We start from the raw sequence: 13,867 nt of genomic DNA, 5'->3' as shown, positions 1-13,867 counted from the left end.
AGGATGGAACAGGGCCGATGAGCCTGGAGGCTAACAAGGCATTCGCGGCCGTACTGACGGCCGGGATCGTGTTCATGGTATCGGGCTTCATCAGCAGCGTGGTGGTGCGCCCGGAACGGCTGGAACAGAGCGCCATCCAGGTGGGCGACGCGCCGCCGCCGACGGAGGCTGCCGCCGCGGCGCCCTTCACGGTGGAGCCGATCGCGCCGCTGCTGGCCGCGGCCAATGCCGACAATGGCCGCACCCTGGCGCAGCGCCAGTGCGGCGCCTGCCACGTCTTCGAGAACAACGGCCGCAACGGCGTCGGACCCAACCTGTACGGGATCGTCAACCGCCTGCACGCCAACATCGAGGGCTTCAACTATTCCGCCGCCAACAAGGCGCGGCACGAGCACGCCTGGGACTACGAGGCGATCAACACCTTCATCACCGCCCCCGCCAAGGCGATGCCGGGCACGCGCATGGCCTTTGCCGGGCTGAGCAGCGCGGCGCAGCGGGCGGACGTGATCGCTTATCTGCGCACGCTGGCGCCCACCCCGGCGCCGCTGCCCTGATGCTGCCCGACGGTTTCGTGGCGGCCGCCGAGGCTGCCGCGGACCGCGCGGGGGCGATCATCCGCCCCCTGTTCCGCTCCGCCCTCCTCGTCGAGGCCAAGGGCGATTCGAGCCCCGTCACCGAGGCCGACCGCGCCGCCGAGCTGGCGCTGCGCGATGCACTGCTGGAAGAATTCCCTGACCACGGCGTAATCGGCGAGGAGCACGGCGCCGTCCGTCCCGAAGCCGAATGGGTCTGGGTGCTGGACCCGATCGACGGCACGCGCGCCTTCGTCACGGGACGGCCGCTCTTCGGGACGCTGATCGGGCTGCTGCATCGCGGCCGCCCGGTGCTGGGGGTGATCGACCAGCCCGTCACGGGGGAGCGCTGGATCGGCGTGTCGGGCGAGGCGACGCGCTTCGTCGGGCCCTTTCCCGGCCGGGTCGGCTGCCGCCCCTGCCCCACCCTGGACGCGGCGGAGCTGAGCTGCACCAGCCCCGCCATCTTCCGCGCCGAGGAAGTCGCCGCGCGCGACGCGCTGGTGGCCGGCGTGCGCCGCACCACCTGGGGCGGCGACTGCTACAGCTACGGCCTGTTGGCGCTGGGGCTGGTGGACGTGGTGGTGGACAGCACCATGAAGCCCTGGGACTGGGCGGCGCTGGTTCCCGTGGTGGAAGGCGCCGGCGGCGCGGTGCGGGACTGGAACGGCGCCCCCCTGGCGCTGGACGGCGACGGCACCGTGCTGGCCGTGGGCGACCCGGCGCTGCTGGCCCCGGTCGGGCGCGTGCTGCGAGGTGGTTGAGGCTTCGCGCCGCAACCTCCATCCTGGGGTCATGCTCCGCCGAGACCTGTTCACCGCTTCCCTCGCCGCCGCGGCGATCCCCGCCCTGCCGCGGCCCGCGCTGGCCCAGGGGGCGGCGCCCGCAGCTACCCCTGCCGCCGCAGCGGCCACCCGGCGGGTGCACGCCCTGTCGCTGCTGGGCGAACCAGCCCTGCCGGCGGATTTCACGCACTATCCCTGGGTGAACCCGGACGCGCCCAAGGGCGGCGAGGTGGCGCAGACCGCGCTGGGTTCCTTTGACAGCTTCAACCCCTTTATCCTGCGCGGCACGCCGGCGGTGGGCATCGGGCTGCTGTTCGACACGCTGCTGAGCGATTCCCCCGACGAGGCTTCGGCGGCCTATGGCCACTTGGCGGGGGTGATCGAGCTGCCGGCCGACAACCGCTGGTGCGCCTTCGAGCTGCGGGAGGGCGTGCGCTGGCACGATGGCCGGCCGATCACCACCGAAGACGTCGCCTGGACCTTCCGGACGCTGCTGGAACACGGGCACCCGCGCTACCGCAACTACTACGGCGACGTGGCCGAGGCGGTGGCGGAAACGCCGCGCCGCGTGGTGTTCCGCTTCCGCACGGACGAGAATCGGGAACTGGCGCAGATCCTCGGGCAGTTGCCGGTGCTGCCGAAGCACTGGTGGGAAGGGCGCGACTTCGCGCAGCCCAACCTGGAAGTGCCGCTGGGCTCCGGTCCCTACAGGCTGGAGCGCTTCGAGGCCGGGCGCTCCGCCGTGTTCCGCCGGGTGCCGGATTACTGGGCGCGCGACCTGCCGACCATGCGCGGCACCCGCAACGTGGACGTGATCCGCTACGAGTATTTCCGCGACGCCACCGTGGCCTTCGAGGCCTTCAAGGCTGGGCAGACCGACTTCCGCCAGGAGAACGTCGCGCGGAACTGGGCCACGGCCTACGACTTTCCCGCGGTGCGCCGCGGCTGGGTGAAGCGCGACGAGTTGCGGCACGAGTTGCCGGCGGGGATGCAGGGCTTCGCGATGAACCTGCGCCGCCCGGTTTTCGCCGACGCGCGCACCCGGGAAGCGCTGGGGCTGGTCTTCGACTTCGAGTGGATGAACCGCAACCTGTTCTTCGATTCCTATGCGCGCACGACCTCTTATTTCGCGAACTCGGATTTCGCCGCCACCGGCCTGCCGGAAGGGCGCGAGAAGGAGATCCTGGAAGGGTTCCGCGACAAGCTGCCGGCGCGGCTGTTCACCGAGCCCTTCCGCCTGCCGGTCACCGACGGGTCCGGCAACAACCGCAACGAGACGCGCCGCGCGCTGGACCTGCTGCGCGAAGCGGGCTGGGTGGTGCGCGACCGCCGGCTGGTGAACGCGCAGGGGCAGCCGCTGAGCTTCGAAATCCTGCTCAGCGACGCGACCTTCGAGCGCATCGCCCTGCCCTACGTGCAGTCGTTGGCGCGGCTGGGGGTGGAGGCGCGCGTCCGCACGGTGGATCTGGCGCAGTACCAGGTGCGGATGGACCACTTCGACTACGATATGACGGTGGAGCTGTTCGGCCAGAGCCTGTCGCCCGGCAACGAGCAGCGCGACTTCTGGACCTCCGCCAAGGCAGCGCAGCCCGGCAGCCGCAACACGATCGGCATCACCGACCCGGTGGTGGACGCCCTCGTGGAGCTGGTGGTGGCCGCGCCGAACCGCGAGGAGCTGACGGCACGCACCCGGGCGCTGGACCGCGTGCTGAGCTGGGGCTTCTTTGTGGTGCCGCACTGGCATTCCCGGGCCTTCCGCATCGCCTGGTGGGACAAGTTCGGCCGGCCCGAGCGCAACCCGCGCTACAACATCGGCTTCGAGACCTGGTGGATCGACCCGGCGCGCGAGGCCGCGCTGGCCGAGGCGCGGCGCTCGCCGGCCTGACGGCGTGGCCGCCTATCTCCTGCGCCGGTTGCTGCTGGTGGTGCCGACGCTGTTCGGCATCATCCTGATCAACTTCGTGGTGATCCAGTTCGCCCCCGGCGGGCCGGTGGAGCAGCTGCTGGCCGAGCTGCGCACGGGCGGATCGGGGGGCAGCCTGGGACGGCTCACCGGCGAGGGCGGCGGCGAGAGCCGGGCGCCGCAGCCGCGCGGTGAATCCGGCACCTCCTCCTACCGCGGCGCGCGCGGGCTGGACCCGGCGCTGGTGCGCGACATCGAGCGCAGCTTCGGCTTCGACAAGCCGGCCTATCAGCGCTTCGGCGAGATGCTGAGCGGCTATCTCCGCTTCGACCTCGGGCAGAGCCTGTTCCGCGGCCGCCCCGTGCTGGACCTGATCCTGGAGCGATTGCCGGTCTCGATCAGCCTGGGGCTGTGGAGCACGCTGATCATCTATCTCGTCTCGATACCACTAGGCATCCGCAAGGCGGTGCGCGACGGCACGCCCTTCGATGCCTGGACCTCCGGCGCCGTGCTGATCGGCTACGCCGTGCCGGGCTTCCTCTTCGCCATCCTGCTGGTGGTGCTGTTTGCCGGCGGCTCCTTCGTGCAGTGGTTCCCCTCACGCGGGCTCTTCTCCCCCGGGGCGGAGCTGTGGAGCTTTCCGCAGCGCGCGCTGGACTATGCCTGGCACATGGTGCTGCCGACGATCGCGCTGGTGATCGGCGGCTTCGCCGGGTTGGTGATGCTGACCAAGAACTCCTTTCTGGAGGAGATCGGCAAGCAGTACGTGCTGACCGCGCGAGCCAAGGGCGCCGGCGAGGGGCGCGTGCTCTACGGCCATGTCTGGCGCAACGCGATGCTGCTGATCATCGCGGGCTTTCCGGCCGCGTTCATCGGCATCCTGTTCACCGGCGCGCTGCTGGTGGAGATCGTGTTCTCGCTGGACGGGCTGGGGCTGCTGGGCTTCGACAGCGCGATCCGCCGCGACTACCCGGTGATGTTCGGCACGCTCTACATGTTCACGCTGCTGGGGCTGGTGATGCAGATCGTGGGCGACTTCGCCTACACGCTGGTGGACCCGCGGATCGACTTCGAGTCCCGCCGTTGACGCTGAGCCCGCTCAACCGCCGCCGGCTGGCGAACTTCCGGGCCAACCGGCGTGGGTATTGGTCGCTGTGGATCTTCGGGACGCTGTTCGCGGTCACGCTCTTCGCCGAGGTGCTGGCCAATGACCGGCCGATCCTGGCGCGGGTCGAGGGCAAGTGGTTCTTCCCGGTGATCACCGAATATGCCGAGAGCGACATCCTGTCCGACGGCTTCCCCACCGCCGCGGACTGGCGCGACCCCGAGCTGCTGCGCGCGGTGGAAGAGCGCGGCTGGGCGATCTGGCCGGCCGTGCCCTATTCCTTCAACACGGTGGTGCGCGACCTCGGCACGCCCGCCCCTTCCCCGCCTTCCGCGCGCAACCTGCTGGGCACGGATGACCAGGCGCGCGACGTTTTGGCGCGGGTGATCTACGGCTTTCGCATCTCCGTGCTGTTCGGGCTGGTGCTGACGCTGCTCTCCTCCGCCATCGGCATCGCGGCGGGGGCGGTGCAGGGCTATTACGGCGGCTGGGTGGACCTTTCGATGCAGCGCTTCATCGAGGTCTGGTCGGGCATGCCGCAGCTCTTCCTGCTGATCATCCTGGCCAGCGTGATCGAGCCGGGCTTTTCCACCCTGCTGATCTTCCTGCTGCTGTTTTCCTGGATGAGCCTGACCGGCGTGGTGCGGGCGGAGTTCCTGCGCGGCCGCAACCTGGACTACGTGCGCGCCGCCAAGGCGCTGGGCGTGTCCGACCTCGGGCTGATGGTCCGCCATATCCTGCCCAACGCCATGGTGGCGACGCTGACGCTGCTGCCCTTTATCCTGTCGGGCAGCGTCACCGTGCTGGCCAGCCTGGACTTCCTGGGCTTCGGATTGCCGCCCGGCTCGCCCTCCCTCGGGGAGCTGGTGGCGCAGAGCAAGAACAACCTGCAGGCGCCCTGGCTGGCCGCCACGGCCTTCGCGGTGCTGGGCGGCACGCTCACCCTGCTGATCTTTATCGGCGAAGCCGTGCGCGACGCCTTCGATCCCCGCAAGCTTCCCGGAGGAGGCCGCTGATGCCGCCCGTGCCGCCATTCCCGGCGACCACTGGGGCGCCCCCGACGCCGTCCGGGCCGCCCGCCGCCCCGTCGTCGGTGCCGGTGCTGGAGGTCGAGGACCTCAGCGTCGCCTTTCGCGGCCGCGAGGTCGTGCGCAACATCTCCTTCTCCGTGGCCGCCGGCGAAACCCTGGCGCTGGTGGGCGAGAGCGGCAGCGGCAAGAGCGTCACCGCCCTCTCCTGCCTGCGGCTGCTGACCGTGGGCGGCAGCAATCCCACCGGGCGAATCCGGCTGGGTGGCGTGGACGTACTGGCGGCTGGCGACGCGGCGCTGCGGCAGTTGCGCGGCGGGGCGGCGGGGATGGTGTTCCAGGAACCCATGACCTCGCTGAACCCGCTGCACACGATCGGGCGGCAGGTGGCGGAGGCCATCACCCTGCACCGGCCGCTGCGCGGCGGCGCCCTGCGCGCGGAGGTGAAGCGGCTGCTGCTGCGCGCCGGGCTGGCGGTGCTGGGCGACCGGCTGGACGCCTTTCCGCACCAGCTCTCGGGCGGGCAGCGGCAGCGGGTGATGATCGCCATCGCCCTGGCCAACGACCCCCGGCTGCTGATCGCGGACGAGCCCACCACCGCGCTGGACGTCACCATCCAGGCGCAGATCCTGGAGCTGCTGGACGGGTTGAAGCGCGACGGCAACATGGCGATGCTGCTGATCACCCACGACCTGTCGGTGGTGCGCAAGCATGCCGACCGCGTGGTGGTGATGCGCGGCGGCGAGGCGGTGGAGAGCGGCACGGTGGCGGAGGTGCTGAGCCGCCCGTCGCATCCCTACACGCGCATGCTGCTGGGCGCGCAGCCGCGCGGCACCGCGCCGCCGCCGCCCGAGGCCGCCGACACCGTGCTGGATGTGCGCGACCTGCGCGTGTCCTTTCCCGTGCGTCGCGGCGTGCTGCGCCGGGTGGTGTCGGAGGTGCGGGCGGTGGACGGCGTGTCGCTGAACGTCCGGCGCGGCGAAACCCTGGGCGTGGTGGGCGAGAGCGGCAGCGGCAAGACCACCTTGGGACTCGCGCTGCTGCAGCTGGAACAGGGCCGGGGCGAGGTGCGGCTGGAGGGCCAGCGCATCGACGGGCTGTCGCGGCGGCAACTGCGCCCGCTGCGGCGGAGCATGCAGGTGGTGTTCCAGGACCCTTTCGGCAGCCTGTCGCCGCGCATGACGGTGGCGGAGATCGTGGGCGAAGGGCTGACGGTGCATGAGCCGTCGCTCTCGGCGCGGGAACGGCGGGAACGGGTGGCTGCAACGTTGGCCGAGGTCGGGCTGGATGCCTCGATGGGGGAACGCTACCCGCACGAGTTTTCCGGCGGGCAGCGGCAGCGCATCTCGATCTCGCGGGCGCTGATCCTGCATCCCCGGCTGCTGGTGCTGGACGAGCCGACCTCGGCGCTGGACGTGTCGGTGCAGGCGCAGATCGTGGAGCTGCTGCGCGCGCTGCAGGCGCGGCACGGCCTGGCCTATCTTTTCATCAGCCACGACCTGCGCGTCGTGCGCGCCCTGGCGCATCGCATCGTGGTGATGAAGGAGGGCAAGATCGTGGAGGCCGGCAACACCGCGGAGGTGATGGCGGCGCCGCAGCAGGATTACACGCGGCTGCTGATGGCCGCTGCGCTGGACGCCCCACCGCCGCCGGCCTGAGGCGCGGGCGGGCAAGACGGGAAACCGCCCGGTCCGGGGCGGGGCGGCGAAGCCGTTCCCCGCACCGGTCCTGGACGACTGGGCGCGGCCCTCGTGGCCGCGCCGGCCTCGATCAGCCCGCCACGGCCTGGCGCGGGCGCGAATCGGTGTTGGCGACCTCGCCGGTGGCCACAGGGCCCTGCGCGTCGCGCGCCGCCTCGCCCATGATGGAGGACAGTTCGCGCAGCAGCGCGCTGCCCTTGGGCGTGCGCTGCACCAGCACGGAGCGGCGGTCCTGCGGGTCGGTCTTGCGGCGCGTCAGGTCGAGCTCGCCCAGGCGGTCGAGAGCGCGGGTGATGGCAGGCTTGGACACGTTCAGCCCGGCCGCCAGGCCGCGCACGGTGTGGGGGCCTTCGGCGAGGTAGGTGGTCAGGAAGACACCGAGTTGCCGGGCCGAAAGGTCCGGGCCGTCTCGCCGCACCATCGCGACGATCGTGTCCCGCAGCGTTTCCACCAGTTCGTCCGCACTCATCTTCACTGCCATCTCATTCACAATCCTTGTTCATGCCACGGGCGCTCCCCGAGGGAGTCGCGCATCGCTCCCCGTCGCAGGCAGTGCCGCCCGGCATTGATCCGGCCGCACGAGCCCAACGACGCAACCGACCTTTCTGTTTCGTTTCTACCCTGCCCGGAGGTCGACCCGGCCTGGCAGGCCTGCAGAAGCAGGAACCATGCCGGACGCGCATCGACGCGCGGGATTATTTGGCCCCTTGCAGGGCATTACCGCGGATGCGGCCGAATCGACTGCATGCGGGGGAAGCGTCTCTATCCCATGCAAGCATGCGCTGCGTCCAACGACGAACCGTAACTTCACCGCAATGGGATGACCTTGATGCCGCTCGCAGCGGTTGCGAAGGGCCTGGGTGGCCTGCGAGGAGGGCACGTGCTGCGCCGGTCAGGCTTGCGGTGCGGCCGGAGGTGGATGCGCCCCCTCCGCGGGCGTCTGCAACGGGATGCGTCCGGGGCGGGACGCATCCGGCGCGGGCCGTGTGCCGGCCCGCGCCCGGTGGCTCAGGCCTGGGCGACCGGCGCGTCCAGCCCGGCATTGCCGCGGCGGGACTGCCACAGGGCGACGAAGTCGATCGGCGTCAGCAGCACGGGCATGAAGCCGCCTTCGCGCGTGGCATCGGCCAGGATGTTGCGGGCGAAGGGAAACAGCAGCCGCGGGCATTCCACCAACAGCACCGGCTCCAGGCTCTCGGGCGGCACGTTCACGGTGAAGATGCCGCAATACACGAGCTCGGCGATAAAAGCGGTGGTTTCGCCGGCCTTGGCGTCGCAGCGAATCTGCAGCGCCACCTCGAACACGTTGCCACCTTCCTGCAGCGGCCGCGCCTGGACGTCGAGCGCGATGTCGATGCGGGGCTGTTCGCGCAGGCTGGTGAAGACGTCCGGCGCGCCGGGGACCTCGAAGGACAGGTCCTTCACGTATTGCAGGTTGACCACCAGGGGTCCCTGGGGAGCGGCATTCGCCGCGCCGTTGCCGTTGGCGGCCATGGTCGGATCGGACATGGGGGACCTGTGTTCGGTTCAGGGATGGGGCGGGGGCGGTAGCACGGCGGCCGGCGGGTCCGGAAGGGTCGTGCCGGCACCGCGATGGGCGAAACGCGCCGGCCCGGCGGACGCGCCGGCGCGGCTCAGCGGGAAGCGGTCTGGCTCCGCAGCTCGCGGGCGCGGGACAGCACCTTGTCTTCCAGCTCGGTGTTGGTGGAAGCGGCCACGGGGGCGTCCTGCCAGCTGCCGTTGCGCAGTTCCTGGCGGAACACGGACACCCGCACCCCGTCGGAGCGGAGCTGGCGGCCCAGGATATAGGCGGTGGCGCGGAAGCGCTCGCCCTGGGCGGCAGGGGGCGAATACCAGTCGGTGATCACCACGCCGCCGAAGGGATCGGCCGAGGAGAGCGGCATGAAGGAGAGCGTGTCCAGCGTGGCGCGCCACAGGTAGGCGTTGACGCCCAGCCCGGCGCCGCCGGCCTCGCTGCCGTCGCCGGAGCGGCCGGAGCGGTCGGTGCCCAGCAGCAGGATGCCGTCGGAGCCGCCCAGGCGGCCGCTGACGCGGGAACGGCGGCTGCTGTCGCCGTATTCGCTGTTGTCCACCGTGCGCCCCTGGCCGCAGGCGGCGATGGCGAGAGGAAGCAGCAGAACGGCAAGGCGGATGTGTCGCATGGCGCCGGCACCATAGAAGCGGCGGCCCGTCGCGCAAGGGGGCGGGGATGCGGCCGCCCCTTCCATGCGAAAAGGGGCGGCAGGTTGCCCCGCCGCCCCTTCCCTTCGGACTGCGCCGCGCGATCAGAAGGCGATGCGCGTGCCCACCAGCACCTGGTCGGTGGTGATGCTGTTGTTGCCGCCACCGCGGGTGGCGTTCACCAGGTCGTAGCCGCGCTCGCGCACGCCGGCCTTCACGTACTCGGCCACCAGCTCCAGGCCGGGGGCGACACGGTAGGTGGCGCCCACGGACCAGGCGTACTGGTGCCGGGCGGCGTTGATGGTCTGCACGCCGGCGGTGGTGCTGTCGGACCAGTTGGCGCCCACCGTCAGCGCGTCCAGCGTGTAGGACACGCCGGCGAAGAACTGGCTCATGCGGTGGGTGTCGGGGATCGCGGTGCCGTTGTTCAGGCCGCCGCGCTGCAGGGGCGTGTAGGTGGTGTTGGACTGGCCCCAGTAGTACTCGCCGCCGATCAGGAAGCCGAAGGCGGTGGCCGAGACGCCGGCATAGCCGGTGCGGATCGGCATGGCGGACTGGGCCGTCACGGCGCCGGTCGAGCTGGCGGCGGTGACCTTGGTCGGGTCGGCCAGCACGATGCCGCCGGTGGCGCTCAGGCCGACGCCGCCGAAGGAGCCGCGCCAGCGAACGCCCAGCTGGGTCTCGTTGCGGCGACGGGGCGCGCCGCTGTAGCCGTTGGCGCGGTCGCAGGCGGCCGACGCGTAGTCGAGGATACAGCCGGTGTCCTCGCCCTCGCCCGTGTTGAAGGCGAAGGAGGCGCCGAAGTCGAAGCCGAAGAACTGCGGCGACAGGTAGGTGACCTTGGTGCTGTCACCCAGGTCCACGGTGTAGCTGGTGCCGACGCGGCCGAAGCCGATCTGCTGGTCGTAGTAGTCGCCGTCGGCGCCGCCGGTGCCGAAGTTCGCGACGTGACCGGACTGGATCAGGTTGAGGATGCCGTCCTTGTCGCCGAAGCGGATCTGGCCGAAGTCACCGGCCACGAACATCCACATCTCGTCGGTGTTGATGTTGGTCTTGTTGGAGCTGTTGCGGCCGCTGCCCTGCACGGGGGAGAAGGAGCCGTCGTTGATGTCCACCTGCAGCTCGATCGCCACGCCGTAACGCAGGCCGTTGGCGGCCTTGCCGTTGGCGGTGATGTGGATCTCGGCGTCGGAGGAGAAGTCAGACTTGCCGATGTTGGCGGTCTGCAGCGGGCCGGCCGGGGCGCCGGCGGCCACCGGGCCGGGGCGGCCGTTGGCGTTGGCGCGGTCCTGGTCGGTGAAGGAGTAGTTGAAGCGGAAGTAGCCGCCGACGCGAACTTCCAGCGCGCGCTGCGACATCATCGGCGGACCCGCCGGCAGGAACGGGTCGGCCGCCTGCGCGAGGGCGTCGTGCGGCGCGAAGAGCGCCGAGGCCGCAACGGCGGTGGTGCCCAGTAGAAGCTTACGCATCCCTAATTCCTCCTACGCACCGGGCGGAACGCCCGGCCATTTCCCTTGGCCCACCCGCCCCCTCCTCAGGGGACCCAGGAAGAATGCACCGCTGGGATGCAGTCGCCCGGTCCAGGCCCGAGGCGACTATGGTTCAGCCCGTTCGCGACGGGCAATGGTTGCGGACCGATACACGCGACATCCGCGAGACACTGTGGCGGTCACGACACAGGGCCGTGATGGCGGCCAGCCCGGCGGCCCGGATCGGCAGGCGGCGGGCGCTGCGGCCGGTGATGCCGCCCAGGGCGACGGCGGGGCAGCCGGCGCGCCGCGCCAGCGCCGCCCAGCGCAGCGGCCCCAGCGCGGGCGCGCCGGGATGGCTGGCGGTGGGAAAGGCCGGGGACAGCAGCACCGAATCGGCGCCGAGGCGGCGGGCCCGCGCCAGGCCGGCCCGGCCATGCGCCGCGACGCTGAGCAGGGGGGGCGCGGCCCCGGCGTGGCGGCGGTGCAACAGGAAGGGCAGCAGCCCGGCGGTGCGGCGGCGGTCGGGCAGGTGCAGCCCCGCCCCGGCGGCCAGCGCCGCGCGGCCGTCGCCGCTGACCAGCAGCCGCAGCCCGCGCTGCCGGCACAGCCGCGCGAGGCTGCGCAGCACCGCGGGGGGCACGTCGCGCGCCAGCACGGCGCTGCCGCGGGGCAGCGTTCGGGCGGCGCCGCGCGGGTCGGGCAGGCGATGCGGGTCGGACAGCAGCCACAGGCGCGGCACCGGGCGCCGCGTGCGGGGCAGCGGGCGCAGGCGATTCGCGGCGGCTTCTATCGCCGGGGAACGCAGCGCATTATCTCCCTGCCGCCCATGAACACCGCCAGCACCGCCGAATCCAACGTTTCTTCCGCCCTCGCCCGCGTGCTGGACCGGGTCGCCGCGGCCTGCGCCCGCGCCGGACGCCCCGCCGATTCGGTGGCGCTGGTGGCGGTGAGCAAGACGCATCCCGCGGAGAGTGTGGCGGAAGCGCTCGCCGCCGGCCAATGGCGCTTCGGCGAGAACCGCGTGCAGGAAGCGCAGAACAAGTTCCCCGCGCTGCGCGCCGCCCATCCGGCGCTGCGGCTGCACCTGATCGGGGCGTTGCAGAGCAACAAGGCGCGCGACGCGGTGCGGCTGTTCGACGTGATTGAGAGCCTGGACCGGCCCAGCCTGGCGGCGGCGATCGCCGCGGCGGTGGCGCGCGAGGGCCGGCAGCCGGAGCTGCTGGTGCAGGTCAACACGGGCGACGAGCCGCAGAAGGCCGGGGTGGCGCGGGCGGAGGCGGAGGACTTCCTGCGCCGCTGCCGCGACGAGCACGGCCTGCAGGTGTCGGGGCTGATGTGCATCCCGCCCGCCGAGGCCGACCCCACGCCGCATTTCGCCTTTCTGGCGGAGCTGGCGGCACGGCACGGGCTGCCCACCCTGTCCATGGGCATGAGCGGCGATTTCGAGGCGGCCATCGCCCAGGGGGCCACGCATGTCCGCGTCGGCACCGCCATCTTCGGCCACCGCCCTTCCCCGGCCTGAGCGGAGCGCGCATCCCGTGGCAACCGGCCCCTGGCGCAGCGTGGCGATCACCGGCGCCTCGTCCGGCTTCGGGGCGGCGCTGGCGCGGGAACTGGCCGCGCCCGGGCGGGTGCTGCACCTGTCGGGGCGCGATGCCACGCGGCTGGCGGGGGCGGCGGAAGCCTGCCGCGCGGCCGGCGCGGAGGTGCGGGAAGCCTGCTTCGACGTGCGCGACGCCGCGGCCTGCGAAGCCTGGGTGGCAGCGGCCGGGCCGCTGGCGCTGCTGATCGCCAATGCCGGGGTGTCGGCCGGCTCGGGCGGCGCGGTGGAGCCCGCGGACCAGGCCCGCGACATCTTCGCCGTCAACCTGACCGGGGCGCTGAACACTGCCCTGCCCGCCCTGGCCGCCATGCGACTCCAGCCGCCGGGGCCGGACGGGGTGCGCGGACGGATCGCGGTGGTGGCCTCGGTGGCCGCCTTCGTGGCGGCGCCGGGGGCGCCGGCCTATTGCGCCTCCAAGGCGGCGCTGCAGCGCTGGGCCGAGGCCACGGACGCCACGGCCCGGCGCGGCGGGGTGCGGCTGCACGCGCTGTGCCCGGGCTACATCTCCACGCCGATGACGGCGGGAAACGACTTCCCCATGCCGGGGCTGATGACGCCGGAGGACGCGGCGCGCCGCGCCCTGGCGGGGCTCGCCCGGGGCAAGCCCCGGGTGGCCTTTCCGCTGCCGCTCTATCTCGCGGCGCGGCTCGCGGGGGCGCTGCCGCCGCGCTGGCTCAGCGTGCTGCCGTCGAAGGCCCAGGGTTCGGGGCCGCGGCCGCGGCGGGAAGCGTAGGCGCCGCCGCCCGGCGCCGCTCCCCCGAGCGGCGCGCCACCACGTTGAGCCCTTCCACCGCCGCGGCAAAGGCCATGGCGACGTAGATGAAGCCCTTGGGCACGTGGACGTGCAGGCCCTCGGCCACCAGCACCATCCCGATCATCACCAGGAAGGCCAGGGCCAGCATCACCACGGTCGGGTTCTTTTCCATGAAGTTGGAAAGGGCATCCATCGACAGCAGCATCACCGTGACCGACACCAGGATGGCCACCACGATCACCCAGATCACGTCCGTCAGGCCCACCGCGGCCAGGATGCTGTCCACGCTGAACACCATGTCGATCAGCACGATCTGCAACACGGTGGGGCCGAAGGCGGCGGTGACGGCGTTGGCCGCGCTGGTTTCCTCCTTGGCGTTGGGGTCGACGCGGTGATGGATCTCGATCACCGCCTTGCCGATCAGGAACAGGCCGCCGGCCAGCAGGATCAGGTCCTTGCCCGACACGTCCTGGCCGAGAACGTTGAACAGCGGCTGCGTCAGGGTGATCAGCCAGCCCACGCCCGCCAGCATCACCAGGCGCAGCCCCACCGCCAGCCCCAGCCCGATCAGCCGGGCCGAGCGCCGCCGTTCCGGTGGCAGCCGGTTGGTCAGGATCGCGATGAACACGAGGTTGTCGATGCCGAGCACGACCTCCATGCCGATCAGGGCGAGGAGGGCTATGACGATCTCGGTGTCCATGCGGCGTGGGCCTTTCGCGGGTTCGGCCCGGCAGGGTTCGTGCCGGGTGAAGGGATGCCGAAGA

At 71.8% G+C, this 13,867-nt stretch carries 14 protein-coding genes; 8 read left to right on the top strand and 6 right to left on the bottom strand.

Translation table 11 applies throughout. The annotated features are described in order from the left end of the window. Positions 1–17: 17 nt before the first annotated feature. The 6 genes from ACLIBK_RS08395 to ACLIBK_RS08370 are packed head-to-tail and all read left to right on the top strand — an operon-like array spanning position 18 to position 7,051. Positions 18–554, top strand: coding sequence for a c-type cytochrome (locus ACLIBK_RS08395; RefSeq protein ID WP_415386794.1), 537 nt, complete (start codon positions 18–20; stop codon positions 552–554). After that, on the top strand, positions 554–1,336 hold the full coding sequence (locus ACLIBK_RS08390; RefSeq protein ID WP_415386793.1) for an inositol monophosphatase family protein: 783 nt from the start codon (positions 554–556) through the stop codon (positions 1,334–1,336). Before ACLIBK_RS08395 ends, ACLIBK_RS08390 begins: the two co-directional genes overlap by 1 nt. Before the next feature lie 31 nt (positions 1,337–1,367). Then, entirely contained in the window at positions 1,368–3,242 is a 1,875-nt protein-coding gene (locus ACLIBK_RS08385; RefSeq protein WP_415386792.1) for an extracellular solute-binding protein, read from the top strand. A gap of 4 nt (positions 3,243–3,246) precedes the next feature. Beyond that, positions 3,247–4,347: a microcin C ABC transporter permease YejB gene (locus ACLIBK_RS08380; protein WP_415386791.1), complete on the top strand. Its 1,101-nt coding sequence runs from the start codon at positions 3,247–3,249 to the stop codon at positions 4,345–4,347. Further along, on the top strand, positions 4,344–5,381 hold the full coding sequence (locus tag ACLIBK_RS08375) for an ABC transporter permease (RefSeq protein WP_415386790.1): 1,038 nt from the start codon (positions 4,344–4,346) through the stop codon (positions 5,379–5,381). Before ACLIBK_RS08380 ends, ACLIBK_RS08375 begins: the two co-directional genes overlap by 4 nt. Continuing rightward, complete coding sequence (locus ACLIBK_RS08370; RefSeq protein WP_415386789.1) at positions 5,381–7,051, top strand: ABC transporter ATP-binding protein; 1,671 nt, start codon at positions 5,381–5,383, stop codon at positions 7,049–7,051. Before ACLIBK_RS08375 ends, ACLIBK_RS08370 begins: the two co-directional genes overlap by 1 nt. A 112-nt stretch (positions 7,052–7,163) precedes the next feature. On the opposite strand, the gene ACLIBK_RS08365 is transcribed toward ACLIBK_RS08370, so the two are convergent. The 5 genes from ACLIBK_RS08365 to ACLIBK_RS08345 form a co-directional block, all read right to left on the bottom strand. Continuing rightward, the gene (locus ACLIBK_RS08365; protein ID WP_415386788.1) at positions 7,164–7,574 is read right to left on the bottom strand and encodes a MarR family winged helix-turn-helix transcriptional regulator; all 411 of its coding nucleotides are present in this window, start codon (positions 7,572–7,574) and stop codon (positions 7,164–7,166) included. 527 nt (positions 7,575–8,101) lie between these two features. After that, complete coding sequence (gene secB / locus ACLIBK_RS08360) at positions 8,102–8,602, bottom strand: protein-export chaperone SecB (RefSeq protein ID WP_415386787.1); 501 nt, start codon at positions 8,600–8,602, stop codon at positions 8,102–8,104. 125 nt (positions 8,603–8,727) lie between these two features. Continuing rightward, positions 8,728–9,255 carry a DUF3576 domain-containing protein gene (locus tag ACLIBK_RS08355; RefSeq protein ID WP_415386786.1) on the bottom strand — a complete coding sequence of 176 codons (528 nt, stop codon included), beginning with the start codon at positions 9,253–9,255 and terminating at the stop codon, positions 8,728–8,730. A gap of 123 nt (positions 9,256–9,378) precedes the next feature. Then, the gene (locus ACLIBK_RS08350) at positions 9,379–10,743 is read right to left on the bottom strand and encodes a porin (protein ID WP_415386785.1); all 1,365 of its coding nucleotides are present in this window, start codon (positions 10,741–10,743) and stop codon (positions 9,379–9,381) included. A gap of 133 nt (positions 10,744–10,876) precedes the next feature. Next, positions 10,877–11,485, bottom strand: a complete 609-nt coding sequence (locus ACLIBK_RS08345) for a thiamine phosphate synthase (RefSeq protein WP_415386784.1) — start codon at positions 11,483–11,485, stop codon at positions 10,877–10,879. Between the two features lie 87 nt (positions 11,486–11,572). Here ACLIBK_RS08345 and ACLIBK_RS08340 point away from each other — a divergent pair, with 87 nt between their 5' ends. Both ACLIBK_RS08340 and ACLIBK_RS08335 read left to right on the top strand, forming a co-directional pair. Continuing rightward, the gene (locus ACLIBK_RS08340) at positions 11,573–12,268 is read left to right on the top strand and encodes a YggS family pyridoxal phosphate-dependent enzyme (protein ID WP_415386783.1); all 696 of its coding nucleotides are present in this window, start codon (positions 11,573–11,575) and stop codon (positions 12,266–12,268) included. A 16-nt stretch (positions 12,269–12,284) separates the two neighbouring features. Then, positions 12,285–13,082: an SDR family NAD(P)-dependent oxidoreductase gene (locus ACLIBK_RS08335; protein ID WP_415386782.1), complete on the top strand. Its 798-nt coding sequence runs from the start codon at positions 12,285–12,287 to the stop codon at positions 13,080–13,082. Here ACLIBK_RS08335 and ACLIBK_RS08330 read toward each other — a convergent pair. After that, the gene (locus tag ACLIBK_RS08330; RefSeq protein WP_415386781.1) at positions 13,024–13,803 is read right to left on the bottom strand and encodes a TerC family protein; all 780 of its coding nucleotides are present in this window, start codon (positions 13,801–13,803) and stop codon (positions 13,024–13,026) included. The genes ACLIBK_RS08335 and ACLIBK_RS08330 overlap by 59 nt on opposite strands. Between the last annotated feature and the right edge of the window lie 64 nt (positions 13,804–13,867).

Source organism: Roseomonas sp. BN140053 (assembly GCF_047690175.1).
Taxonomy (GTDB): domain Bacteria; phylum Pseudomonadota; class Alphaproteobacteria; order Acetobacterales; family Acetobacteraceae; genus Roseomonas.
The sequence above is the reverse complement of the archived record's forward strand: the minus strand, read 5'-3'. Positions and strand labels throughout refer to the sequence as shown.

Coding starts and splice junctions, on each gene's coding strand:
- ACLIBK_RS08395 (WP_415386794.1), top strand. CDS start 18: ATGAGCCTGGAGGCTAACAAGGCATTCGCGGCCGTACTGACGGCCGGG.
- ACLIBK_RS08390 (WP_415386793.1), top strand. CDS start 554: ATGCTGCCCGACGGTTTCGTGGCGGCCGCCGAGGCTGCCGCGGACCGC.
- ACLIBK_RS08385 (WP_415386792.1), top strand. CDS start 1,368: ATGCTCCGCCGAGACCTGTTCACCGCTTCCCTCGCCGCCGCGGCGATC.
- ACLIBK_RS08370 (WP_415386789.1), top strand. CDS start 5,381: ATGCCGCCCGTGCCGCCATTCCCGGCGACCACTGGGGCGCCCCCGACG.
- ACLIBK_RS08365 (WP_415386788.1), bottom strand. CDS start 7,574: ATGGCAGTGAAGATGAGTGCGGACGAACTGGTGGAAACGCTGCGGGAC.
- secB (WP_415386787.1), bottom strand. CDS start 8,602: ATGTCCGATCCGACCATGGCCGCCAACGGCAACGGCGCGGCGAATGCC.
- ACLIBK_RS08355 (WP_415386786.1), bottom strand. CDS start 9,255: ATGCGACACATCCGCCTTGCCGTTCTGCTGCTTCCTCTCGCCATCGCC.
- ACLIBK_RS08350 (WP_415386785.1), bottom strand. CDS start 10,743: ATGCGTAAGCTTCTACTGGGCACCACCGCCGTTGCGGCCTCGGCGCTC.
- ACLIBK_RS08340 (WP_415386783.1), top strand. CDS start 11,573: ATGAACACCGCCAGCACCGCCGAATCCAACGTTTCTTCCGCCCTCGCC.
- ACLIBK_RS08330 (WP_415386781.1), bottom strand. CDS start 13,803: ATGGACACCGAGATCGTCATAGCCCTCCTCGCCCTGATCGGCATGGAG.